Here is a 23,207-nt window from a genome sequence, read left to right on the forward strand (position 1 = left end):
TTTATCGAACAAAGACGTTGCTAGCACTCAATGGCATTAACGGCCAACCCACCCTTTGAAGTCTCCTTGTACTTATCCAGCATGTCCTTTCCGGTATCGCGCATGGTGCGGATAACTTTATCCAGGGAGATAAAGTGGGTGCCATCACCGCGCAAGGCCATTTGGGCAGCATTGATCGCCTTGATGGTGGCAATCGCGTTGCGCTCGATGCAGGGCACCTGAACCAGACCGCCCACCGGGTCGCAGGTGAGTCCCAGGTTGTGCTCCAAGCCGATTTCGGCGGCATTTTCTACCTGCTCGGGGGTGGCGCCCATGACTTCAGCCAGGCCGGCGGCTGCCATGGCGCATGCCGAGCCCACCTCGCCCTGGCAGCCCACCTCGGCGCCGGATATGGAGGCGTTTTTCTTGCACAGAATACCGATGGCACCTGCGGCCAGCAGGAAATCCACCACGTTACGCTCAGAGGCGCCAGCCTGAAACTTCATGTAGTAGTGCAGCACGGCCGGAATAATACCTGCTGCACCGTTGGTCGGAGCCGTGACCATGCGCCCACCCGCGGCATTCTCCTCGTTCACCGCCAGCGCAAAGATATTGACCCACTCCATGGCGGAGAAGGTCGTGGCGATCAGACAGTCGTTCTGCTCGGCGGCCAGCAGGCGCTGATGAAGCTGTCTTGCCCGGCGTTTGACATTAAGCCCGCCGGGCAGAACGCCTTCATGGGTCAGCCCGTTATCGATACACTCGCACATGACCTCCCAGATGCGCCAAAGCTCGTTGCGGATCTCTTCTTCTGAACGCCATGTCTTCTCGTTTTCCAGCATCAGGCGACTGATGCTCATGTTTTCGCGCTTGCATAGCGCCAAAAGTTCTTCGGCGGAGTTGAAGTCGAAGGGAATCTCAGCGGTATCCATATCTTCAAGCTTGGCATCCACCTGGTTTTGGTCGACCACAAAGCCACCGCCTACCGAGTAATATGTGTTTTCAATCAGCAGGCTGCCATCCTCGGCAAAAGCGCACAGTTTCATGGCGTTAGGATGGTGGGGTAGGCTCTCTTCATGAAAAATCATATCCCGTTGCCAATCAAATGCGACATCTTTCTGGCGGCCCAATGACAGGCAGCAGGTCTCTTTCAACGCCGCAATCGTGGGATTGATAATTGAGGGATTGATGGTGTCGGGGCGCTCGCCCAGCAAGCCCATGACAATGGCATGATCCGTTCCATGGCCAACGCCTGTGGCGGAAAGCGAGCCATACAGATGCACTTCCAGGCGGTTCACCTGGTTGAGGATCTGGCTATCGCGCAGAACCGCCGCAAACTTGAAGGCCGCCATCATGGGGCCAACCGTGTGTGAGCTGGATGGACCGACGCCAATCTTGAAAAGATCGAAGACACTGATAGGCATGGAAGACCTCTGTATGAGAAATAAAACACCTGCTCAACGACTTTGCCTACAAGCTATATAGCTGGGACAGGATAAACGCGGATTAATGCCGCACTTTCGTCACATAGCCCTGACCGGTGAACAGACTTAATAATTGTTTTACTGTTTATTGAAGAACGCCGTTTCTAGGACATTACGTTATCAATTGCCGAACACGACCGTGCGCCCGTTGTACAGGAAAACCCGTCGTTCAAGGTGGTAACCAATGGCCCTGGCCAGCGTTAAGCACTCTATATCACGCCCCTTGGCGACCAAATCCTCGGGGTAGTGCGCATGGTCAACCGGCTCTACTCCCTGGGCAATAATCGGCCCTTCATCCAGGTCGTTATTGATGTAATGGGCCGTAGCACCTACCAACTTGACGCCTTTCTCATAGGCCTGATGGTAAGGTTTGGCGCCTTTGAAGCCCGGCAGCAGCGAGTGGTGAATATTGATGGCTCGTCCGTCCAGAAGCTCGCACATCCGCGGCGACAGTACCTGCATGTAGCGCGCCAGAATGACCAGCTCCGCTCCGGTGTCCTCAATGATATCGAGTACCTGGGACTCCTGCTCGGCCTTAGTCTCGGGCGTGATAGGCAGATGGTAGTAAGGTAGGTCGTGCCAGCTCGCCAGGGACTCAAGGTCTGGATGATTAGAGATAATGGCCTTGATATCTAGCGGCAGCTGCCCGGTACGGTAGCGATAGAGCAGATCGTTTAAGCAGTGATCCGCCTTGGATACCAGAATGACCGCACCCGTTCGCTTGGCCGGAGGGGTCAGTTCAAACGTCATGCCGAACTCGGCAGCGCGGCGTTCAAAACCTTCCTGAAATGATTGCTCATTGAAAGCATCAAGCTCGGGACGAAACTCCGCACGAATAAAGAAGCGCTCGCCTAGTCGATCATCGAAGGAGTTAAGTTCGGTGATATAACAGTGCTGCTCCTTTAAAAAGCGGGTCACGACATCGACCGTGCCCAAAATGCTGGGGCATTGGGCGGCAAGTATCCAGGTATCCGTCATTCGGCTCATGGCGCTTCTCTTTCATCGGCAGTCAGGGTCGGCCGGCGCATGGCCGGCCAACCGGCTTGTTATTGTGTATCGATGCCATATTCCGCTGATGCGTCGAGCAACCAGCGGTAGCAGTAGTCGGCAAAGCTGCGGCGCACGACCAGCTCCCAGTGCGTTTCAGAAGGGCGGCGTAAAATCACGGTTGCCTTGGCAAATACGGTAGTCACGCCCTTGCCGACCGGGAAAGCGCTGGGGTGGACATCGTAGGAGGTCGATTTCATCAGCACCTCACGGGCGTTATCGCCGCTAAGCGTTAGCACTGTCTGGCCGCCGCTTGCGTTGACGATGCTTGCATGGGCATCGCCAAGCGCCTTGCGCAGCGCGCTTTCCAAAGCAAACTCTTCGCCGCCCGGCACAATCACCAGCCATTCGTCGGGCGAGATCCACTGAATAGAGCGTTCGCCGTTGTCATCAAATGCAAGCGCATTGGGCTTAGAGGGCAGGCTAATGCCGAGGGTTTGTCGAACTGCTTCATCGAGCGCGATAGCCCCGCCGCGTAGCACCAGATGGCCCAGCAGTGCTTTTTCACGCAGGACAACGCCTGCGTGCTGGCCGTTGCCTCTGGGTGCCGGATGATGCCGGTAGCTCCACGCCAGGGGAGATTCGACCAGCGGATTACCTTCGGGCTGGGTGTTGAACTCTCGCACGTTAGATACGCTCAAGTTAGACATGCTGGCGCGCTCCTTTCGGATCGATAAACACAGGGCTTACGATTTCAGCTTCATGCACCGTGCCATCCGTCATGGGGATATACACGGTTTGGCCCATTCGCTCATGGCCACCCATCACCACTGCAAGGGCGAAACCGTGCTTGAGCGATGCGCTGTAGTAACTCGATGTGACGTGGCCTTTCATGTCCATGGGAATTGACTGCTTGCCGTCGAACACTATCTGCGCGCCTTCCTCCAGCACCACGGAAGGGTCCTTGGGCTTTAAGCCGACAAACTGCTTGCGGTCCTGGCGGCGGGTATCCGGGCGTGACAGGGCCCGTTTGCCGATCCAGGGGAAGGGCTTGTCGTAGCCGATTGCCCACTGCATGCCGAGGTCTTCCGGTGTCACGGAACCGTCGGTATCCTGGCCGACGATAATCAGGCCTTTTTCCGCACGCAGCACGTGCATGGTCTCGGTGCCGTAGGGTGTCAGGTTGTACTTCTCGCCGTGTTCGAACAGTTTCTTCCAGACGTGCATGGCGTAGTTGGCTTGCACGTTGATCTCAAATGCAAGCTCGCCGGTGAACGAGATGCGGAAGATGCGTGCAGGTACGTCGGCAACCGTGGCATCGCGCCAGTCCATGAACTTGAACTGCTCTTTATCAAGATCCAGGTCGGTGAGCTCGGAAAGCAGCTTGCGAGCATCCGGACCGGTCACGGTCATGGTCGCCCAGTGGTCGGTCACCGAGTTGAAGTAGACCTGCAGCTCCGGCCATTCGGTCTGGTGCCACAATTCCAGCCACTCAAGCACACCTGCCGCACCGCCGGTGGTGGTGGTCATCAGGAAGTGGTTCTCGCCCAGACAACTGGTCGTGCCGTCATCCATGAGCATGCCGTCGTCTTTGCACATCAAACCGTAGCGCACACGACCTACGTCAAGCTTGGCCCACTTGTTGGTATAGACGCGACCCAGAAACTCGCGGGCGTCCGGGCCCTGAATATCAATCTTGCCCAGCGTCGAGGCGTCGAGAATTCCCACACCTTCACGCACCGCCAGGCACTCACGGGCAACCGCCTCATGCATGGTTTCCTTTTTACCGTTGACCATGCGCGGGAAGTACCAGGGGCGTTTCCACTGGCCGACATCTTCGAATTCGGCACCATTCTCGACATGCCATTCGTGCAGCGCGGTGTAGCGCTCTGGATCGAAAAGCTCGCCGCAATGACGGCCAACGATAGCGCCAAAGGTAACCGGCGTGTAGTTGGGCCGGAATACGGTGGTACCTACTTCGGGAATTGAGCGATCCAGGCAGCGTGCGGCAATCGCCATACCGTTGATATTGCCCAGCTTCCCTTGGTCGGTTCCAAAGCCCAGCGCCGTGTAGCGCTTGACGTGCTCGATGGATTCAAATCCTTCGCGGGTGGCCACTTCAATACCCGCAGCGGTCACATCGTTTTGCAGGTCGACAAACTGCTTGGGCGCACGCAGGGCGCTCTTTTCATGAGGTACCTGATAAAGCGCACAGGCCGGGGCATCGCGCCGCGCTCGAGTGGCGGGCAGTACGATTTCCTGAGCATCATTAAAGCCGCTCTCCAACGCTGCCTGACGGCCAGCACGAGCGCCATCGGCCAGCGTCTCGCTCAGAGCGTAGTGGCCGGCCACGCCGCCTGCCGCGTGCATACCTTTTACCTTGCCGGGAACAAAGCCTAGCAGCTCTTCGTTCCATACCGGCCGGGTGCCGGTATGCGACGAGAGGTGAATCACCGGGCTGTAGCCGCCGGAGCTTGCGATGGTATCGCACTCAAGCTCTTCGATTTTTCCGGTTACCACGAAGCGATCAAGATCAATCGCGCAAACGCGGGCGCCGGTAACGCGCTGGCCGCCGCGTGCCTCGATAACGGCGCTGCCGGTAATCACGCGAATACCGTTGTCGCGCGCTTGGCGCACCAAATCACTGTCCGGGTTGGCTCGGGCATCGACAATGGCGACCACCTTGCGTCCCGCCTCTTTCCAGTCAAGTGCCGTACGGTAGGCGTGGTCGTTACTGGTGGAGAGCACCAAGCTATTACCGGGTACTACCGCGTAGCGGCGAATATAGGTAGAAATGGCGCCAGCGAGCATGTTCCCGGGCAAATCGTTGTTGGCATACACCAGCGGGCGCTCGTGGGTACCGCTCGACAGGATGACTTGGCGGGCACGTACGCGGTGCAGTCGGGCTCGCGATTCGCCAGGAAAACCTGCTTCACGGGCGGTGTCGGCCAGATGCTCAGTACGCCGCTCGTGCAGGGTGACAAAATTGTGATCGTGATAGCCGTTGGCGGTGGTGCGTGGCAGCAGCGTAACGTTATCCATTGCGCCAAGCTCTTTGACCGTCTGCTCAACCCAGCGCGACGCCGAAACACCATCCAACGTCTCACGGCTATCCAGCAGTGAGCCGCCCATCTCTTCTTGCTCGTCGCAGAGAATAACTCGGGCGCCGGCACGCGCAGCGCTAAGCGCAGCGGCAAGTCCTGCCGGGCCTGCGCCAATCACCATGACATCGCAGTGATGATGCATGTGATCGTAGATATCCGGATCGGATTCGGTCGGCGCGCGGCCAAGTCCCGCGCCCATGCGGATGTACTTTTCATAGGTCATCCACATCGAGGCGGGAGCCATGAAAGTCTTGTAGTAGAACCCTGGCGGCATGAAACCACCGCCCAGCCGCCCGACCCAGCTCATCACGTCGCGCTGTACGTTGGGCCAGCCGTTGGTGCTACGCGCCACTAGGCCGTTATATAGGCCCTGCTGCGTGGCGCGTACATTGGGTACCTGAGTGTCGTCCCGGGCACCTAGCTGCACGACGGCATTGGGCTCTTCTGCGCCTGCTGCGACAATGCCGCGAGCGCGTGAATACTTGAAGCTGCGGTTGACGATGTTTACGCCGTTGGCGAGTAGCGCCGAGGCCAGGGTATCGCCTTTCAAGCCCTGATAGCGTTGGCCATTGAAGGTAAACTCAAGCACTTGCGAGCGATCGACCCGCCCGCCTGCCGCGATACGATTGTTCTGGGTCATGACGAGGTCTCCTCGTTCAGTGCCTTGCTTTCGGGTCGGGCGCCTACGGTCTGCCAACCACCGTCGGCTGCCTGCACGCCCTGCTCATGGCGCACGCTTGGAATATCGGCCGTAATGGTCGGCTGCTCACCCATGGGGTAGGTTTCCAGAATTTCGTAGGTCACCGTGTTGCGGGTGATGTTGAAAAACTTGCGACAACCTACCGAATGCACCCACATTTCATGGTGAATGCCGCGCGGGTTATTGCGGAAGAATAGGTAGTCGCCCCACTCCTCGTCGGTCGTGTTATCCGGATCGGCGGGGCGCATCAGGTGAGCCTGACCGCGAGCGTGAAACTCCTCTTCCTCGCGGTGCTCCTTGCAGTAGGGGCAGAAGATATAAAACATGATGGCTCTCCTCAGTGCGCCACGCCAGCGGCGCCGTGTTCATCGATCAGCGCGCCGGTATGGAAACGGTCGATGGAAAAAGGCGCAGCGATGGGATGCATTTCACCCTTGGCCAGGCTTGCAGCAAACACATGCCCGGAGCCTGGGGTAGCTTTGAAGCCGCCGGTGCCCCAGCCGCAGTTGAAATACAGACCCTTGATAGCGGTTTTGGACAGGATCGGGCAGGCGTCCGGACAGGTATCCACAATGCCGCCCCACTGACGGTTCATGCGCACCCGGGAGAACATCGGGAACATCTCGACGATGGCTTGAAGTGTGTGCTCGATGGTTGGGTAGCTGCCGCGCTGGCCGTAGCCCAAGTAGCCGTCAATACCGGCACCGATGACCAAGTCACCCTTGTCGGACTGGCTGATATAGCCGTGAACGTGGTTGGACATGGTGACGGTGTTAAGAATTGGCTTGAGTGGCTCGGACACTAACGCCTGCAGCGGGTGTGATTCCAGCGGCAGCTTGATACCCGCCATATTGGCAAGCACCCCGGAGTTGCCTGCCGCCACACAGCCCACGGTATGCGCTTCGATATCGCCGCGGTTGGTGTGAACGCCCAGCACCTTGCCGTCGCGAATCTTGAAGCCGGTGACTTCGGTGTTCTGCAGAAGATCGACACCCAGCGCGTCCGCGCCCCGGGCAAAGCCCCAGGCCACCGCATCGTGGCGTGCAACGCCGGCACTCTTCTGCCAAGAAGCGCCCATGATCGGATAGCGGGCGCGGCTGGAGATATCTAGCGCTGGCTCGATCTCCTTGATCTGCTGTGGGGTGACAACCTCACTGTCGATACCGTTCAAGCGGTTAGCGTGAACGCGGCGCTGAATATCACGCATGTCTTGCAGGGTGTGGCCCAGGTTGAGCACGCCGCGCTGGGAAAACATGACGTTGTAGTTCAAATCCTGGGAAAGGCCCTTCCATAGATCCAACGAGTGGTTATAAAGCCGCCCCGCTTCGTCCCATAGATAGTTGGAGCGCACGATGGTCGTATTACGTGCGGTATTACCCCCGCCCAGCCAGCCTTTTTCGACCACGGCGACATTCTTGACGCCGAACTCTTTCGCCAGGTAGTAGGCCGTGGCAAGGCCGTGACCGCCACCGCCGACAATGATGACGTCGTAGCGTTTTTTAGGCACAGGGTTGCGCCACTGGCGCTCCCAGTTCTCGTGGTGACCGAACGCGTGTTTGACCAGTCCGAAGCCGGAATAACGTTGCATGAAGTTTCTCCTAAATCGACTCCGTTGGAGCCCGCTGCGGCTTATCGTCAGGCGACCGAAGTGGCGCTGTCGGCGACTGGCGCGTGTCGTGTCTGGGCTTGGCCATATACCGGGTAGTGGGCGCACAGATCAGCGACGTTCTCGCGCACCCGGTTCTCCACGTCAGAGGTGTCCTGCTGATCGGCCAGTACATCGAGAATGTCGCAGATCCAGCCGGCTAAGTGTTCGCAGTCGGACTCACCCATGCCGCGGGTGGTGACTGCCGGTGTACCGATGCGTAGTCCTGAGGTCACGAATGGGCTCTGCGGGTCATTAGGCACGGTATTTTTGTTGACCGTGATATGTGCACGCCCAAGTGCTGCATCGGCATCTTTACCGGTAATGCCTTGCTTGATCAGCGACACTAGGAACAGGTGATCGTCGGTGCCGCCGGAAACCACGTCAAAACCACGCTCAACGAAGACGCGGGCCATGGTTTGTGCGTTGGTAATGACCTGACGCTGATAGTTAACGAACTCCTGATTCATCGCTTCCTTGAACGCCACCGCCTTGGCTGCGATCACGTGCATCAGAGGGCCGCCCTGCTGGCCGGGGAATACCGCGCCATTAAGCTTCTTGTACAGCGTCTCGTCGCCATCGGCCGACAGGATCAGGCCGCCGCGCGGGCCGCGCAGTGTCTTGTGGGTCGTAGTGGTCACCACGTGGGCGTGGGGCAGCGGGCTCGGGTAGAGTCCGGCGGCCACAAGGCCCGCCACGTGGGCCATATCAACCATCAGGTAGGCACCCACTTCATCGGCAATGGTCCGGAAACGGCGCCAGTCGACCACACGTGAATAGGCTGAAAAGCCAGCGATGATCATTTTCGGCTTATGCTCGCGCGCCAGCCGCTCGACTTCGTCGTAATCGATTTCACCGGTGCTTTCGACCAGCCCGTACTGGATAGCGTTGTAGTGCTTGCCCGAGAAGTTCGGCGCGGCGCCATGGGTCAGGTGGCCGCCATGGGCCAGGCTCATCCCCAGTACTGTGTCACCGGGGCTTACCAGCGCCATGAACACCGCCGCGTTAGCCTGGGCACCGGAGTGGGGCTGTACGTTGGCATAGTTGGCACCAAACAGGCTGCAGGCCCGCTCGATAGCCAGCGCTTCCACCTTATCGACGAACTCGCAGCCACCGTAGTAGCGTTTGCCAGGGTAGCCTTCGGCGTACTTGTTGGTCAGTTGGGTGCCCTGGGCTTCCATGACCAGCTTGCTGGTGTAATTCTCAGAAGCAATCAGTTCGATATGGGCTTCTTGACGCGCTGTTTCTTCAGCAATTGCCGAGGCAAGTGCTGTGTCGTAGTTAGCCAAGCGGGCTTCGGGAGAAAAATTGTTATGAGCCATTTGCGTCTCCATGCTAGTCGCTTTGTTCGATACAGGAAGTCTTTTAGCGTCGGTGATCGCATCATCGATCAACGCTATCCTGCCGCGATAGTATCGTTGGGCTTGCCCCCCAAGATGCTTGCCCACGTCACCGCTCGGCGTATTTGCGACATTGACCTTAATTTTTTCTGATGCCTTATAAGGCGTCGCCCATTTACTGTTCGGCGTCGTTTACAAGTAATTGCAGGTGAACCGGGTGCGTCATGCTGCGGCAACAGGTTGATGTTTTAAGTTGGCCTGCTTGTCAGGAAGCGTTTCTCGCAGGCGCTTCAAATACGCCAGCTCGATTCAAAAATAATGATGCCAGCGCAGTCCTTGAGACCGTCCTTGAGAAGCTCTTTGAAACTGCGCCAGCGCCCAGAAGAGAGGATTCCGCATGTCTAACAATCGTGGTGTTGTTTATATCGGCGAAGGTAAGGTCGAGGTTCAGGATATTGCCTACCCGAAAATGGAAACGCCCAATGGCAAACCCATTGATCACGGCGTCATCTTGAAAGTGGTGTCCACGAATATCTGCGGCTCCGACCAGCACATGGTGCGCGGACGCACTACGGCCCCCACCGGCATGGTACTGGGCCACGAGATTACCGGTGAAGTGATCGAGAAGGGCAAGGGCGTCGAGTTCCTGAGCATTGGCGACATCGTGTCCGTGCCTTTCAACGTGGCCTGTGGCCGCTGTCGTACCTGCAAGGAAGGCCATACCGGTCTTTGCCTACACGTCAATGATGACCGCGCGGGCGGTGCTTACGGCTATGTCGATATGGGTGGCTGGGTCGGCGGTCAGGCGCATTACGTCATGGTGCCTTACGCCGACTTCAACCTGCTTAAGTTCCCTGATCGCGACCAGGCGATGAGTCAGATTCGCGATCTGACCATGTTAAGCGATATCCTCCCGACCGGCTTCCACGGTGCGCTGAAGGCTGGCGTTGGCGCAGGTTCCACCGTGTACGTGGCGGGTGCTGGCCCAGTGGGGCTAGCGGCGGCAGCCTCGGCGCGCCTGCTGGGTGCGGCTGTGGTGATGATCGGCGACTTCAACAAGGACCGCCTGGAGCACGCCCGCAAGATGGGCTTTGTGCCGATTGACTTGAGCACGCATGACCGCCTGGGTGAAATGATCGCTGCGGTAGTTGGCGAGCCCAGCGTCGACAGCGCCATTGATGCGGTCGGTTTTGAGGCTATCGGACACGGAGGCAAAGAGCAGCCAGCGGTGGTGCTGAACCAGATGATGGAAGTCACTCGTGAGGGTGGTTCCATCGGCATTCCGGGGCTTTACGTGACTGAAGACCCGGGCGCGGCTGAGAAAGCCGCGCAAACCGGTAGCCTGAGCCTGCGCTTTGGCCAGGGCTGGGCTAAGGGACTCTCTTTCCATACTGGCCAGACGCCGGTGGTACAGTACAACCGCCAACTGATGCAGGCCATTCTGCACGGACGCTTGAACATCGCCGAGATCGTCAACGCCCAGGTTATCTCACTGGAAGACGCGCCGAAGGGTTACGAGCAGTTCGATGCGGGTGTGGCGAGCAAGTTTGTCCTTGACCCCCATGGATTACTGGGCGCTGCCTGATCAACGCTGAAATGAGCGGGTAACAAACGCTGACAACACTCATGGCCGCGGGCCATGGGTGTTTTTTGTGTCCGCTTTTCTGAATTTACGGTATAAAAAGACGGATACCGAGGCAGGTCAGTATCCGTCTTTCGGTAGGCTTGTTTGTAAGGAGTAGAGGTTTACTGCGTCAGAAATCCACTACCAGATTGCCTTTCGGACGGCTGCAGCAGGAGAGGATGTAACCCTCTTCGATATCCTCCTCGGTGATACCGCCGTTGTGCTCCATCTCCACCTCGCCGGATTTAAGCTCCACTCGGCAGGTGCCACAGATGCCCATGCCGCAAGCCTTGGGGATATGCAGGCCAAGCTTGGATGCTGCAGCGTGGACGGTTTCGCCTGGCTGAATGCGAACGCTTTTGTTCGATTGGGCGAATTCGATGTTGAGCAGATCTTCAGGCTCTGCTTGCTCGGCTTCCACTTCTGCCTGCTCGGCAAGCTCCATGACGTCTTCTTGAACCTCGACCGGCGTCGCGCCAAACGACTCTTCATGGTAGTGCTCCATGTTAAAGTTGTTAGCGCGCAAAATCGCCTTGATGGCGTTCATATAAGGCGTCGGGCCACAGCAGAATATTTCACGTTCCAGGAAGTCCGGTGCCATAAGTTCGAGCATGGGCTGAGTCAGGAAGCCCCGGTAGCCTGCCCACGCCTCGCCGATATCGTCTTTCTTCTCACACACGATATGCAGCTTGAACTCGGGGATACGCGAGAACATGTGCACCAATTCGCGGTGAAAAATGACATCGCGTGGTGCGCGAGCGCTGTGAATAAACTCTACATCCACGTTGGCATTGGTATCAAAGAACCAGCGCGTCATCGACATCAGTGGCGTAATACCCACGCCACCGGACAAAAGCAGCACCTTGTCAGCGGGGAAGTCGATGGAGTTGAAGTTACCCACCGGCCCATGAACTACTAGCTCATCGCCTACCTTAAGATTGGCATGCAGCCAGTTGGAAACTTGGCCACCTGGCACCTGCTTGACCGTGATCGAGAAGCTATAGGGAATTGAAGGCGAACTTGAGATCGTGTAAGAGCGCATCACCTGCTGGCCATCGATCTCAAGCTCCAGGGTCACAAACTGACCTGGCTTAAAAAAGAATAAAACAGGCTGCTCTGCCATGAAGCAGAAGGTGCGAACGTCCCAAGTTTCCTGAATGATCTTGACGCAGCGCACATGGTGGCGACCGTTGGTCCAGGTCTGGGTCGTGACGGGATTAAAGAAGTTCATTGTCATTGTCGTCTCAATATGACCGTGCTTTCGCGTTGCCTTCACCGGCCCGTCCTGTATGCACGGTCCAGCACCATTAACCTGCATTCTGGGTATGCGCTTTACGACCAGCTTGCCTGTTAGCGACACGCACTTACCTTGCGCCACCTTCTATCCACCAAAAATCCGCGTTCTCGTCGCCGCCACGCCACATAGTGTCGTGGCCAGACAATTGAAGGCAAAAGCCCTGCACCACAATCCATCAACAAGTAGCAAACGCTGCGCTTCACATAATCGCCAGGTTACGCAAATTAACAATAAGACAATCACGTTTGGTTAACGACCCTGTCGCCGCCCTGGGTAAGGGAGGCGGTGCTTAAAAGGATATCTGGTATGAATAAGACAATGGATTACCTATACAACGACCCGTTGGCCTCCATGCGTGAAGCGACGGTTGATATGCTGCAGTCCAGAGAACGCGGCTTTTCTCTGCCTCAGCCTTTCTACAATGATGCCCGCCTGTTTGCGCTTGATATGCAGGAGGTCTTTGAAAAAGAATGGCTATTTGCGGGTATGGCCTGCGAAATTCCGGCGAAGGGCAATTTCATGACGCTGGAGGTCGGTGACAATCCCATCGTTATCGTGCGGGGCGGTGAAGGCCAGATTCATGCTTTCTATAACGTATGCCGTCACCGAGGCTCACGGCTGTGCACCAAGGATAAGGGCAAGGTCGCCAAGCTGGTATGTCCCTACCACCAGTGGACCTACGAACTTGATGGCCGGTTGCTGTTTGCCGGAAGCGACATGGGCGCCGACTTCGATCTTAACCAGTTTGGCTTGAAGCCAGTGAGCGTGCGCACCGCTGGTGGCTTTGTCTTCATCAACCTGAGCGATAATCCACCTGCCATTGACGATTTTCTAGTCACCCTTGAGCACTACCTTGAACCGTACCAGATGGATAACGTCAAGGTCGCGGTGGAGTCGAGCATTGTCGAGCAGGCCAACTGGAAGCTGGTGATCGAGAATAACCGAGAGTGCTACCACTGCAACGGCTCGCATCCTGAACTTTTGAACTCGCTGATCGAATTTGACGATACCGAAGACCCGCGTGCGACGGACAAGTACAAGGACTTGGTGACCCGCAAGCAGGCCGACTGGAACGGCGAACAGGTGCCCTGGCAGCTCAAGCGGTTTGGCAAGCGCAACCGCCTGACCCGTACGCCGCTATTGGATGGCGTGGTATCCATGACCATGGACGGTAAGCCCGCCTGCAACAAGCTAATGGGCCGCTTGACCAGCCCGGACATGGGGTCGCTGCGCATTCTGCACCTACCCAACTCCTGGAACCACTTCATGGGCGATCACTCCGTGGTATTCCGCGTGCTGCCGCTCGGCCCGCAACAGACCATGGTCACTACCAAATGGCTGGTACACAAGGATGCGGTAGAGGGCGTGGATTACGACCCGGAAAATATGCGCCGTGTGTGGGATGCCACCAATGATCAGGATCGCCAGCTGGCGGAAGAGAACCAGCGTGGTATCAACTCAAAGGCCTACCAGCCCGGCCCTTATTCGCCAACCTACGAGTTTGGGGTCATCGATTTTATCGATTGGTACGCCGAGCGGATGCTCTGCAATTTGGGAGGCGAGAGCGTCTCGTTACAGTTAGCGCAGGGCTAGGTACGCTAATTGATGGCTGGCCCGAGCGTGGGCCAGCCGTCAGCTGCTTTGGGGCGACCAATGGTTACTCAAAGGGTAGAAAGCGCTCTATGGCGTGGCGAACCGAGGGCAGCAGAATATCTTTTTGTTCCATAAGCTCACGAACCAGTACCGGCAGCGCGGAAATTGCCTGCTCCTGATGGACATCAGCGGCGATTTGCGCACTCAGTTCAGGGTCGGCATTGTCCGGAATTTCAATACCCAGCGCAGTCAGTCGCGCCCGAAAATCATCACCATCAATCAGCTCGACAATCATCATGGCCCCATCCTCTCCCGTGTTGGCCTTTTGGCCTGCCAGTTTACCTATAGCCCGCCTTCAATAGGTTTAGCGGCGCGGCAATAGCTATGTCGGTGTCGGTTTTGAATAACTGCACGGGCGCGTATCACCTAAGAATCAAAAGGCCGTATCGGCCACCTCGGTGGTTCGCATGCAGCAAACAACTACAATGAGGATAACCTATGGACCATGATGATCCTATCCTGACGCCCGGTCAGGATAACAAGCAAGTCATGGGGCTGGATTTTCATAACCCCGTCTTCCCACTCTCCGCGCTCGCTATTCTGCTATTTATTCTTTATGCATTGATCTACCCCGATGCCGCGAATACGCAGCTAGGGGTCGCCAAGAACTGGTCGATCGAGCATTTCGACTGGCTGTTCATGATCGCGGGTAATATCTTTGTGGTGTTCTGCCTTGCGCTGATCTGTCTGCCGGTAGGGCGGATACGCCTGGGCGGAAGTAACGCCAAGCCGGAATACTCACGTACCTCCTGGTTTGCCATGCTGTTTGCAGCGGGCATGGGTATTGGCCTGATGTTCTGGAGCGTGGCGGAGCCGGTGGCCTACTATACCGACTGGTACGGCACGCCTTTAAACGTGCCAGCAAATACGCCGGAAGGTGCCAGTGCGGCCATGGGGGCGACCATGTTCCACTGGGGTCTTCACCCTTGGGCAATTTATGGGGTAGTCGCGCTCTCCCTGGCTTTTTTCTCCTATAACATGGGCTTACCGCTGACATTTCGCTCCGCCTTTTACCCGATTCTGGGCGAGCGGACCCGCGGCTGGGCGGGGCATATTATTGATATTCTAGCCGTACTGGCCACTATTTTCGGCTTGGCCACCTCGCTTGGCTTTGGCGCTACTCAAGCGGCTGGTGGGCTTGCCTACCTGTTCGATATTCCCAACACCATCGGTACGCAGCTGGCGATTATCGTAGTGGTCACGGTGATTGCGCTGGTCTCGGTATGGCGAGGAATCGACGGTGGTTTGAAGCTGTTCTCGAATATCAACATGATCATCGCGGCGTTGCTGCTTCTGTTCGTGGTGGTAGCAGGGCCGACGCTGATGATTCTGACCGGTATTGGTACCACTGCGATGGATTATGTGGGCCACCTTCTACCGCTGTCGAACTGGGTTGGCCGTGATGACGAAACCTGGTATCACGGCTGGACCATTTTCTACTGGGCGTGGTGGATCTCCTGGTCACCGTTTGTAGGCATGTTTATCGCTCGTGTATCGCGGGGGCGTACGGTGCGCGAATTTCTTATTGCTGTGCTGCTGGTGCCGACGCTGGTCACGCTGGTATGGATGAGCGCCTTTGGCGGTACGGCGCTCTTCCAGGCCACTAATGGCGTGGGTGAGTTGGCAAACGGCATTAGCGACGTGTCGCTGGCCATGTTCCATATGCTGGAGCAACTACCGTTAACCGGTATTACCTCAACCCTGGCGATTATTCTGGTGCTGGTGTTCTTCATTACCTCGTCGGATTCCGGCTCACTGGTGATCGACAACATCACCGCTGGCGGCAAGACCGATGCACCCAAAGGCCAGCGGGTGTTCTGGGCCGCGCTTGAAGGCGTGATTGCTGGTGTGCTGCTGTATGGCGGGGGAAGCACTGCACTTAGTGCGCTTCAGGCGGGCGCGGTGGCCACAGGGCTACCCTTTACGCTGGTTCTCCTGTTAATGTGTTTCAGCCTTTACAAGGGGCTTCACAAAGAGTGGAACCAGCTCAACGCACTACCCAGAGCTGCGGGGTAATCAATCCTTCTGCTGTTTTCGGGGCGCCCAACTGCTGGCGCCCCACCTGGCTAACCTACAGGTTGTCGTAAATACTGCCGGGCATGCCGCTGATAACAATGAACGTAATAGCGTAGCGTTGCACCATGGCTAAACAATATTAATAACCTTACGGCTATTTCAATGATTTATACCATCGCAATACTGCTTAGCCTGGTTGGCTATTTTGTTATCGGACATTTGGCTGGACGGCGCGTCAAAGGCCTGGATGACTACCTGGTAGCCGGTCGCAATGCGCCCACGTTTTTTATTCTAGGCACGCTGGTGGCGAGCTATTTGAGCACCAGTGCCTTTCTCGGTGAAACGGGCTTTGCCTATCAGGGCTACCCGTTTGTCATGCTTATCTTTGCCGCCGTCAGCACTTCGGGCTGCCTGCTGGGCGCGCTGGTGTTCGGGCGCTATCTTCGCCGCAGCGGGGCCAGAACCGTACCGGAGTTCTTTGGCAAGCGCTTTGCCTCACGCCGCGTCCAGGCCATTGCCGGGCTTACCACAATTATCGGCTTGGGCGCTTATCTGCTGGGTGTGATGCAGGGGGCAGGAATCATGTTCTCTGAGCTGACCGGAATGCCGTACTGGGTCGGTCTAGTACTGGTGTGGGTGACCTACACTGGCTTCATTCTCTATTCGGGATCCCCCGGCGTAATGCTTACCGACACGATCATGTTCGTGATTTTCTCGCTGGCAGCGCTGGGCGGCTCGCTCTATGTAATTCAGGATCTGGGCGGTTGGAGCGGGGTAGTCGAAGGCCTTTTAAGTCAGACCGACAAGCCCGGCATTGCGCTATGGCATGGCGTAATTGAAGGGCCGGAGGCCAACTTCTCCTCGCCTGGTGAAGCACTTACCTGGGGCCTGACACTAGGTTTGGTTTGGGCGGCGGTGCTGGCGGCAAGTCCCTGGCAGTCCAGCCGTTACCTGATGGCACGAAACGAGCACGTGGTGATGCGTTCGGCCATGCTGACAGCGGTGGCGCTCGCTATCTTCTACGCGCTGATGATGATGACTGGCGCGGCGATCAACCTATACGATCCCCAGCTTGACCCTGAGCGCTCCATGATCTGGGTGGCGCTCAACATACTGCCTACCTGGCTTGGCGTGGTCATTCTGACTGGGGTGTTCGCCGCGGGGCTCTCCTCCTGCTCGACATTTCTGTCGATTATTGGCTTTAGCCTTTCCAACGATATTCTTGCTGCCTCGAAAGATGATGCATCGGCAATGCGTAAAAGCCGTATCGCGGTGCTTTCCGCTGGTTTGATTGCGCTGCTGTTGGCGCTATTCCAACCGCCAGCGGTCATGTCGGTGGTCTGGTTTGCTGCCACGCTGTTTGCCTCCTCCTGGGGACCGGTTGCCTTGATGAGTATCTGGAGCAAACGGATCACCGCCGCGGGTGCGGGCTGGGGGCTGGCGGTGGGGTTCGTTGGAAATGTGGCCCTATCGCTAATGATCCAAGCCGAATGGCTCAGCCTGCCGGTATATCTGCACCCGGTGTTGCTTAGCACCTTGATGGCGCTTTTAGCGATCGTGCTGGCCTCCCGAGTGACCCGCGTGAGCCAGGCCGAGAAAGAGTACCAGGCGTTTCTGCATACGTTTGATGCCCAAGCGGTCAGTGGTTGGGTGTCCGGCACCCGCTGGATCGCGCTATGCACTATGCTGTCTGGCGTGGCCATCGGGGTGTTTTTGTGGCAGCAGTACGCAGTGACGCTTGCCGGGTTTGCCGAGCGCTTTGCGCTCTCATCCGGCGCGGTTCAGGGCGCCTACATGCTGGCCGTTGGCTGCGGCAGCATGCTGCTTATCGCCGGGGCCGTAGGGTTCTGGTTGGTGCGTCCTCGCCATCAAAAGGTGTCTGCAATGCGCATGGCTAAAAGCTGAAAATGGGTAAACGCTGGCGTGCATGTTGCCCGCCAGCGCTGCCTGTTAAATAGCATGTAACTGTTGTTGAACCCCCAACCGCCCGCTTACTCAGTGGGCGGTTGTCTTCTTTTACCCACCAGGAGTTACACAATGCAGGCAAGTCATTACCAGCGCGGTCTGCTTATGGTGATACTGGGCGTGGTGTTTCTCAGCTTCGACGGCCTGCTGATTCGCCTTGCTAATACCGACGGTTGGACCATTGTATTCTGGCGCGGATTCCTGATGTTCAGCGTGCTGGGGCTGCTGTGTTGCGTGGGTAACCGGCTGGCCTCGCTGCGCGTCAACCCATTCTCTTCGTTGGTCTCGGCAATACTTCTGGGGCTAATTTCGGCGCTCTTTGTGTTGGCGGTGATGAATGCCAACGTGGCCAACGTGGTGGTGATTCTCAGTACAGCCCCTCTGTTTGCAGCGCTGCTTTCACGGGTTTTTCTCAAAGAACGCGTTGCCTTACGCACGCTGGTGGCGATTGCTACCTGCATGCTAGGCATGAGTCTGGTCTTTATGGGCGAGGGTGCTCACGGCATGCTGGTGGGCAACCTGTATGCTCTCGCCGCAGCGGCGGCGATAGGCGGCAATTTGACGTTATTGCGCCGTTTTCCAGATATCGACCGTATCGTAGTGATTGCAGGCGGAGGCTTGCTTTCCGCGGCCATCGCGTTACCCCTGGCCTCGCCGTTTTCGCTGGACGTTCCGCGTTATGGCGTACTCGCCGTTATGGGGCTTATCCAGATGCCGCTGGCCACCGTACTGATCAACAGTGCCACCCGCTATCTGCCGTCAACGGAAGTGGCGCTGTTCTATTTGGTCGAAACCGCGCTGGGTACACTGTGGGTATGGTGGCTGTTGGGTGAGACGCCTACGGTCTCGACGTTACTAGGCGGAGCAGTCGTCATTACGGTACTGGTGCTGCACGCCTGGATAGGCCTGCGCCAGGAGCGACAGCGCCTACGGCTGTATCCGGGGTTTGTGGGCAAGTAGTGTCAGTGTGAACAGTTGAAAGTCGCCAAGAGTCGCTAGCCAGACCTGATGGGTGGCGGTCTCGGGCAACGACTCTACACAAGGGCGCTGTGGCACCTTCCCTGAGCGCTACTTTCGCCATCTGACCGCCCTGAATGACGGGAATGCCTAAAATGCAGGAGCTTTTTTCGGCCCTGGCGAAAGACCCTTTCTACGAGTTGTCCAAGACCGTAGCGAGCTTTCGTGCTAAAGATTGCCCAAACAAAAAGCCCGCCTGGAGGGCGGGCTGAAAAGGAAATAACCAGAAGCGAACTATCGCCTAGCGCAGCACGCCTTCTTCCTTGAGCAATTTAAAGATCGCCTCGGCGCCCTGTTCCGGAGTGACGTCGCTAAGTGTCTGCCCACCACCACCGTCGGCCTTGGCGGCAGCTGCCTTGAAGCGGTCACGCGCCGATGACGACTTGACGATCTTGAGCCGTTTGGGGCGCTTGCGCGCTGGCTGAATGTGCCAAGAGCTCAGCGCTTCGTCGATTTCACTGGGCTCTTGGTGAAGATTGAGCACGCCGCGTTTGGCCGGGCCAAACGCGCTTTGGCGTGCCGGGGGTGCACTGCTGTCCACGGTGGCAATCGCCGGCAGGCGAATACGCAGGCGTCGGCGCTTGCCACGGGGTAGCGCCTGAAGCACTACGGCCGTTCCCTGCTCAATCTTCTCGACCGCGGCCAGACCTGTAATGATCGGCCAGCCAAGCGCCTCGGCCAACAAGTAGGGCATCACACCTGAAGCCTCGCCGGTTTCGGCGCGGGTGCCTGTCAGCACCAGCTGCGAGGCACTGGCACGCAGTGCTTTTGCCAGTGCGGGCACCACATCGGCCTGAGGCTTCTGTTCGATCAAGCCGACAGAGTCGATACCCATGCCGAGATAGCCGCGGATGGCTGCTTCATGGTCGCTATCTTGCTGGCCTGCATGCAGCAGATTGACCGAAGTGCTTTCCAGGGTCAGGGCCATTTCCACCGCCCGGGCGTCCTGGTCGGCGCGGCGAGCCCGTGCAGTCAGTGGATGGCGGCCTACCGAGACCAAGACGGTAACGTTCAACCCGCTGGCGTTTGAGTGACTGGCACTTGTGTTACTGACATCATGCGGCATCGCGATTCTCCTGCTGTTCGGCGCGGTACTGCTCAACGCGCGCGACAAGGGCGGCGAGTATCTGGCTGGCATCGCCGATCACAGCCAGGTCGGCACGTTTGACCATATCGCAGCCCTCATCCAGGTTGACCGCCACCACCTTCTCGCAGCTCTGGATGCCTTGAAGATGCTGGATGGCCCCAGAAATTCCCACCGCTACGTAAACGCGCGCGGAGACCCAGGTGCCGGTCGCGCCTACCTGGCGGTCCCGCGGCATGTAGCCATCATCCACCGCCACGCGTGAGGCGCCCTTGGTAGCCCCCAGTACTTCGGCGGCGTGATGGTAGCCATCCCAGTCCTTGACGCCGTTACCGGCCGAAAGTATGAATTCGGCCTCCGCGAGCGACACGCTGGCCGGATCAACTGCCACTTCGCCCATATCTTGAATGCGTCCGAGCACCTCGGGCAGTTCTTGAGAAAGCGTAATGGCTTCGGCGGCGTGGCGGGTCTCGCTGACCGGATCGGCGCACTCGGCGAGCGCCAGCACCACCCGGGGCAGGGCACGGGTAACATCATCTCGGCCAGCTGCGCCACGCGCAGTACAGCGCCAGCCGGTTGTGCTTTCGGAGTCGGCCTCTACCTGCCAGACCTGAGCTGCCGGGCGCTCATCAAGCCGGGCGGCCAGCCGCCGGCCAAGCTCGCCGCCGCCAGTGGTGGAGTCGGGAAGTAGCCAGTAGCGCGGTGCCAGGTCGCGCTCCACGCCTTGCAACGTCGCCACACGAAGCTCCGGCAGGTAGCCTGAAAAACGCTCGCCTTCCAGATGCAGCAGTCGGTCGATACCCGCCTCACCAAATGCGGTCTCCTTGTGCTCGCCGAAGACGATGGCCAGTACGGCGCCAGGCTGAGCCGGATCGGCATCAGCCAACTGGCGGGCAAGGCCCAGAAGGTCACGATCGTGGGTGGATAAACGTCCTCCAGCCATGTCTGGTACCACTGCAACCATAAAGGCCGGGGTTTCAATAGTAACGCGCTGGCGCGCATCCTTGGCCTCAACACTGCGCCCCGGTGCCTGTGCTGCCTGCTGGACGCCGCTTCGGTCAATGCGGCGGATGCCGTTGGGGCCGATGAAGCCGACCGCATGGGGGTTACGGCGAATTACGCCGTTAGGCCCCATCCATTCGTTTGCTACCGCACCGCCCATTTGAGCCAGCGCTTCAAGGTGCTGCGGATGCAGGCGGTTGCGGATGATCCACTCTTGACGAGGGTCACGACGGACAAGCTCGCTCATGGCATTACCTCCTCAACGGTGCGCGGCGCTGCTGGCGCTGGCTTGCTTTGCGTCGCCTTCTCAGCAGGCGCTTCGATGACCAGGGCATCGGCGACCAGCTCGGCGATATCCTTGATATCGGCGCGGGGCTCCACCACGCCTTCCAGCATGGCGGTACACTGTGGGCAGCCCACAGCGACTAGATCGGCGCCGGTTTCGCGTACGTCTTCCATACGCATATCTGGAATACGCTGCTTGCCGGGAATATCGGTGATCGGCGCGCCGCCGCCACCGCCGCAGCAGCGCGAGCGATAGCCGGAGCGGGCCATTTCCTGAACCTCGATACCCAATGCTTTGAGTACGGCTCGTGGAGCTTCGTATTCACCGTTATAGCGGCCCAGGTAACAGGGGTCGTGATAAGTGACACTACCGCCTTTCCAAGCCTTGAACGCAAGCTTGCCGTCAATCACTAACTGATTGATATAGGTGCTGTGGTGATAAACCTCGTAGTCGGCGGGCGTCTCGGCGCTGCCCAGCTCCCCGTACTCGTTTTTCAGAACGTGGAAGCTGTGCGGGTCACAAGTGACGATGCGCGAGAAGCGGTACTGGCTCAAGGTTTTGATATTGCGTCGTGCCAGGCTCTGGAAGGTCGCCTCATCCCCCAGGCGGCGGGCCACGTCGCCACTGTCGCGCTCTTCATTGCCGAGCACAGCAAAGTCGACACCAGCGGCGCGTAACACGCTGATAAAGGCGCGCAGGGTGCGCTGGTTGCGCATGTCAAAGACGCCGTCACCCAGCCATAACAGCACCTCGGCTTCGCGCTTGTCGGCCATCAGTGGCAGGTTGAGATCGGCCGCCCAGTGCAGGCGCGAGTCAGGATCAAAGCCGCCCGGGTTGTCGGTGGCAATCAAATTATCCAGAACTTCGGCGCCCTTATTGGGCGTATTACCGTGCTCTAGCGTTAGAAAGCGGCGCATGTCGACGATGGCATCCACATGCTCAATCATCATCGGGCACTCTTCCACGCAGGCCCGGCAGGTGGTGCAGGACCACAGCGTTTCGGCATCCACCAGCGCGCCGCCCGCGCGATTTACGATTGGCCCGTGAGGACTACCGGCGTGCTCGCCCACCGGCTTACCGGGGTAGGGGGAGCCTGCGTAGTGAGCGTCGGTGCCGCCCGCCATGCCAACTACCATATCCTGAATCAGCTTCTTGGGGTTCAGCGGCTGGCCAGCGGCAAAGGCCGGGCACATCGCTTCACAGCGCCCGCACTGCACACAAGCATCAAAGCCCAAGAGCTGGTTCCAGGTGAAGTCTGCAGGTTTTTCCACGCCAAGTTTGGCGGTGTCATCCTCAAGGGGCAATGCTTTCAGGCCAGTGGAGCGGTGCTCACCGCCGGTACGGTTAGAAAAGCGCTCGGGGCGGCGGTGAAAAGCTAGGTGCAAGGCGCCGGCAAAGGCGTGCTTCATCGGCCCGCCCCAAGTCATACCGAAGAACATCTCGCCAAGGCCCCAGATGATAACGCCCGTCAGGGCCAACGCGGCCAGCCAGCCCGCACCGCTTTGGAAAAAACCTTCCGGCAAAATGCCGGCGGTGGGCAGCGTCACTACGAACATGCCCAGCGAAAACGCCATCAGGCTTTTGGGCAGGCGCATCCACGGGCCCTTGGAAAGCCGTGAAGGCGGTGGGCTACGCCGCTTGGCCACCACTAGGCTACCCAAGAACATACTGGTGGTCGCGGCCAGCAGTACCCAGGCGAGAATGGCGCTGTCCAGCCCGAAACCGTGCACCACGATAGCCAGTAACGCGGCCAGCACAAAGCCGCCAGCGGTGGCCACATGGGTATGGGAGATGAGTTTGTCCCGCTCCACGACGTGGTGCAGGTCGACCAGATAGCGCCGGGGCACTTGCATCAGTCCCTTGATCACGGGAACGGAAGAGGGGCGTCCCTGGCGCCATAGGCGCACACGGCGCACGGCACCGATAGCGGCCAGCGCCAGCGCAGAAAACAGAAGGATCGGCAAAAGGGTATCGAGCATGGCGTCTCTCCTCTCAGAGACACCGTAAGTACTGAATCATGGGTC

At 58.3% G+C, this 23,207-nt stretch carries 17 protein-coding genes; 5 read left to right on the forward strand and 12 right to left on the reverse strand.

The annotated features are described in order from the left end of the window. Window positions 1-20 precede the first annotated feature (20 nt). The 7 genes from ELY38_RS11275 to glyA all read right to left on the reverse strand — a co-directional run bounded on the left by ELY38_RS11275 (window position 21) and on the right by glyA (window position 9,221). Window positions 21-1,403 carry an L-serine ammonia-lyase gene (locus tag ELY38_RS11275; protein WP_127062290.1) on the reverse strand — a complete coding sequence of 461 codons (1,383 nt, stop codon included), beginning with the start codon at window positions 1,401-1,403 and terminating at the stop codon, window positions 21-23. Window positions 1,404-1,583: 180 nt separating this feature from the next. Next, on the reverse strand, window positions 1,584-2,450 hold the full coding sequence (gene purU / locus ELY38_RS11280; RefSeq protein ID WP_127062292.1) for a formyltetrahydrofolate deformylase: 867 nt from the start codon (window positions 2,448-2,450) through the stop codon (window positions 1,584-1,586). 59 nt (window positions 2,451-2,509) lie between these two features. Continuing rightward, window positions 2,510-3,160, reverse strand: coding sequence for a sarcosine oxidase subunit gamma (locus tag ELY38_RS11285; RefSeq protein WP_127062294.1), 651 nt, complete (start codon window positions 3,158-3,160; stop codon window positions 2,510-2,512). Beyond that, a complete protein-coding gene (locus ELY38_RS11290; protein ID WP_127062296.1) occupies window positions 3,153-6,194 on the reverse strand; it encodes a sarcosine oxidase subunit alpha family protein in 3,042 nt (1,013 codons plus the stop codon). The genes ELY38_RS11285 and ELY38_RS11290 overlap by 8 nt, the downstream gene beginning before the upstream one ends. After that, a complete protein-coding gene (locus ELY38_RS11295; protein WP_127062297.1) occupies window positions 6,191-6,580 on the reverse strand; it encodes a sarcosine oxidase subunit delta in 390 nt (129 codons plus the stop codon). Before ELY38_RS11295 ends, ELY38_RS11290 begins: the two co-directional genes overlap by 4 nt. Before the next feature lie 11 nt (window positions 6,581-6,591). Next, window positions 6,592-7,842, reverse strand: a complete 1,251-nt coding sequence (locus ELY38_RS11300) for a sarcosine oxidase subunit beta family protein (protein WP_127062299.1) — start codon at window positions 7,840-7,842, stop codon at window positions 6,592-6,594. 47 nt (window positions 7,843-7,889) lie between these two features. After that, window positions 7,890-9,221, reverse strand: coding sequence for a serine hydroxymethyltransferase (glyA, locus tag ELY38_RS11305; protein WP_127062301.1), 1,332 nt, complete (start codon window positions 9,219-9,221; stop codon window positions 7,890-7,892). A 415-nt stretch (window positions 9,222-9,636) separates the two neighbouring features. Between glyA and fdhA the strand changes: the two genes are divergently transcribed. Continuing rightward, entirely contained in the window at window positions 9,637-10,824 is a 1,188-nt protein-coding gene (fdhA, locus tag ELY38_RS11310) for a formaldehyde dehydrogenase, glutathione-independent (protein ID WP_127062302.1), read from the forward strand. Window positions 10,825-10,993: 169 nt separating this feature from the next. Here fdhA and ELY38_RS11315 read toward each other — a convergent pair whose 3' ends face one another. Beyond that, window positions 10,994-12,100, reverse strand: a complete 1,107-nt coding sequence (locus ELY38_RS11315; protein WP_127062304.1) for an FAD-binding oxidoreductase — start codon at window positions 12,098-12,100, stop codon at window positions 10,994-10,996. Window positions 12,101-12,466: 366 nt separating this feature from the next. On the opposite strand from ELY38_RS11315, the gene ELY38_RS11320 reads away from it, so the two are divergent. Beyond that, on the forward strand, window positions 12,467-13,753 hold the full coding sequence (locus ELY38_RS11320; protein ID WP_127062306.1) for an aromatic ring-hydroxylating oxygenase subunit alpha: 1,287 nt from the start codon (window positions 12,467-12,469) through the stop codon (window positions 13,751-13,753). Between the two features lie 64 nt (window positions 13,754-13,817). Here the strand turns inward: ELY38_RS11320 and ELY38_RS11325 are convergent, their stop codons facing one another. Next, the gene (locus ELY38_RS11325) at window positions 13,818-14,051 is read right to left on the reverse strand and encodes a hypothetical protein (RefSeq protein ID WP_127062307.1); all 234 of its coding nucleotides are present in this window, start codon (window positions 14,049-14,051) and stop codon (window positions 13,818-13,820) included. 200 nt (window positions 14,052-14,251) lie between these two features. Between ELY38_RS11325 and ELY38_RS11330 the strand changes: the two genes are divergently transcribed. From ELY38_RS11330 to ELY38_RS11340, 3 genes are all read left to right on the forward strand, one after another. Further along, the gene (locus tag ELY38_RS11330) at window positions 14,252-15,829 is read left to right on the forward strand and encodes a BCCT family transporter (protein ID WP_127062309.1); all 1,578 of its coding nucleotides are present in this window, start codon (window positions 14,252-14,254) and stop codon (window positions 15,827-15,829) included. Between the two features lie 162 nt (window positions 15,830-15,991). Beyond that, a complete protein-coding gene (locus ELY38_RS11335; protein ID WP_127062311.1) occupies window positions 15,992-17,734 on the forward strand; it encodes a sodium:solute symporter family protein in 1,743 nt (580 codons plus the stop codon). A 132-nt stretch (window positions 17,735-17,866) separates the two neighbouring features. Beyond that, a complete protein-coding gene (locus ELY38_RS11340; protein WP_127062313.1) occupies window positions 17,867-18,754 on the forward strand; it encodes a DMT family transporter in 888 nt (295 codons plus the stop codon). A 298-nt stretch (window positions 18,755-19,052) separates the two neighbouring features. On the opposite strand, the gene etfB is transcribed toward ELY38_RS11340, so the two are convergent. The 3 genes from etfB to ELY38_RS11355 are packed head-to-tail and all read right to left on the reverse strand — an operon-like array spanning window position 19,053 to window position 23,162. Next, window positions 19,053-19,877, reverse strand: coding sequence for an electron transfer flavoprotein subunit beta (etfB, locus tag ELY38_RS11345; RefSeq protein ID WP_127062315.1), 825 nt, complete (start codon window positions 19,875-19,877; stop codon window positions 19,053-19,055). Beyond that, window positions 19,867-21,144 carry an electron transfer flavoprotein subunit alpha gene (gene etfA, locus ELY38_RS11350; protein ID WP_127062316.1) on the reverse strand — a complete coding sequence of 426 codons (1,278 nt, stop codon included), beginning with the start codon at window positions 21,142-21,144 and terminating at the stop codon, window positions 19,867-19,869. The genes etfB and etfA overlap by 11 nt, the downstream gene beginning before the upstream one ends. After that, window positions 21,141-23,162: a (Fe-S)-binding protein gene (locus ELY38_RS11355; RefSeq protein ID WP_127062318.1), complete on the reverse strand. Its 2,022-nt coding sequence runs from the start codon at window positions 23,160-23,162 to the stop codon at window positions 21,141-21,143. Before ELY38_RS11355 ends, etfA begins: the two co-directional genes overlap by 4 nt. Between the last annotated feature and the right edge of the window lie 45 nt (window positions 23,163-23,207).

Origin of the sequence: Vreelandella nanhaiensis (assembly GCF_003990185.1) — a bacterium.
Lineage (GTDB): Bacteria > Pseudomonadota > Gammaproteobacteria > Pseudomonadales > Halomonadaceae > Vreelandella > Vreelandella nanhaiensis.

What these genes read in the sequence shown, in the direction of transcription:
- ELY38_RS11275 (WP_127062290.1), bottom strand. Translation starts at nt 1,403, where the DNA reads ATGCCTATCAGTGTCTTCGATCTTTTCAAGATTGGCGTCGGTCCATCC.
- purU (WP_127062292.1), bottom strand. Translation starts at nt 2,450, where the DNA reads ATGAGCCGAATGACGGATACCTGGATACTTGCCGCCCAATGCCCCAGC.
- ELY38_RS11285 (WP_127062294.1), bottom strand. Translation starts at nt 3,160, where the DNA reads ATGTCTAACTTGAGCGTATCTAACGTGCGAGAGTTCAACACCCAGCCC.
- ELY38_RS11290 (WP_127062296.1), bottom strand. Translation starts at nt 6,194, where the DNA reads ATGACCCAGAACAATCGTATCGCGGCAGGCGGGCGGGTCGATCGCTCG.
- ELY38_RS11295 (WP_127062297.1), bottom strand. Translation starts at nt 6,580, where the DNA reads ATGTTTTATATCTTCTGCCCCTACTGCAAGGAGCACCGCGAGGAAGAG.
- ELY38_RS11300 (WP_127062299.1), bottom strand. Translation starts at nt 7,842, where the DNA reads ATGCAACGTTATTCCGGCTTCGGACTGGTCAAACACGCGTTCGGTCAC.
- glyA (WP_127062301.1), bottom strand. Translation starts at nt 9,221, where the DNA reads ATGGCTCATAACAATTTTTCTCCCGAAGCCCGCTTGGCTAACTACGAC.
- fdhA (WP_127062302.1), top strand. Translation starts at nt 9,637, where the DNA reads ATGTCTAACAATCGTGGTGTTGTTTATATCGGCGAAGGTAAGGTCGAG.
- ELY38_RS11315 (WP_127062304.1), bottom strand. Translation starts at nt 12,100, where the DNA reads ATGACAATGAACTTCTTTAATCCCGTCACGACCCAGACCTGGACCAAC.
- ELY38_RS11320 (WP_127062306.1), top strand. Translation starts at nt 12,467, where the DNA reads ATGAATAAGACAATGGATTACCTATACAACGACCCGTTGGCCTCCATG.
- ELY38_RS11325 (WP_127062307.1), bottom strand. Translation starts at nt 14,051, where the DNA reads ATGATGATTGTCGAGCTGATTGATGGTGATGATTTTCGGGCGCGACTG.
- ELY38_RS11330 (WP_127062309.1), top strand. Translation starts at nt 14,252, where the DNA reads ATGGACCATGATGATCCTATCCTGACGCCCGGTCAGGATAACAAGCAA.
- ELY38_RS11335 (WP_127062311.1), top strand. Translation starts at nt 15,992, where the DNA reads ATGATTTATACCATCGCAATACTGCTTAGCCTGGTTGGCTATTTTGTT.
- ELY38_RS11340 (WP_127062313.1), top strand. Translation starts at nt 17,867, where the DNA reads ATGCAGGCAAGTCATTACCAGCGCGGTCTGCTTATGGTGATACTGGGC.
- etfB (WP_127062315.1), bottom strand. Translation starts at nt 19,877, where the DNA reads ATGCCGCATGATGTCAGTAACACAAGTGCCAGTCACTCAAACGCCAGC.
- etfA (WP_127062316.1), bottom strand. Translation starts at nt 21,144, where the DNA reads ATGAGCGAGCTTGTCCGTCGTGACCCTCGTCAAGAGTGGATCATCCGC.
- ELY38_RS11355 (WP_127062318.1), bottom strand. Translation starts at nt 23,162, where the DNA reads ATGCTCGATACCCTTTTGCCGATCCTTCTGTTTTCTGCGCTGGCGCTG.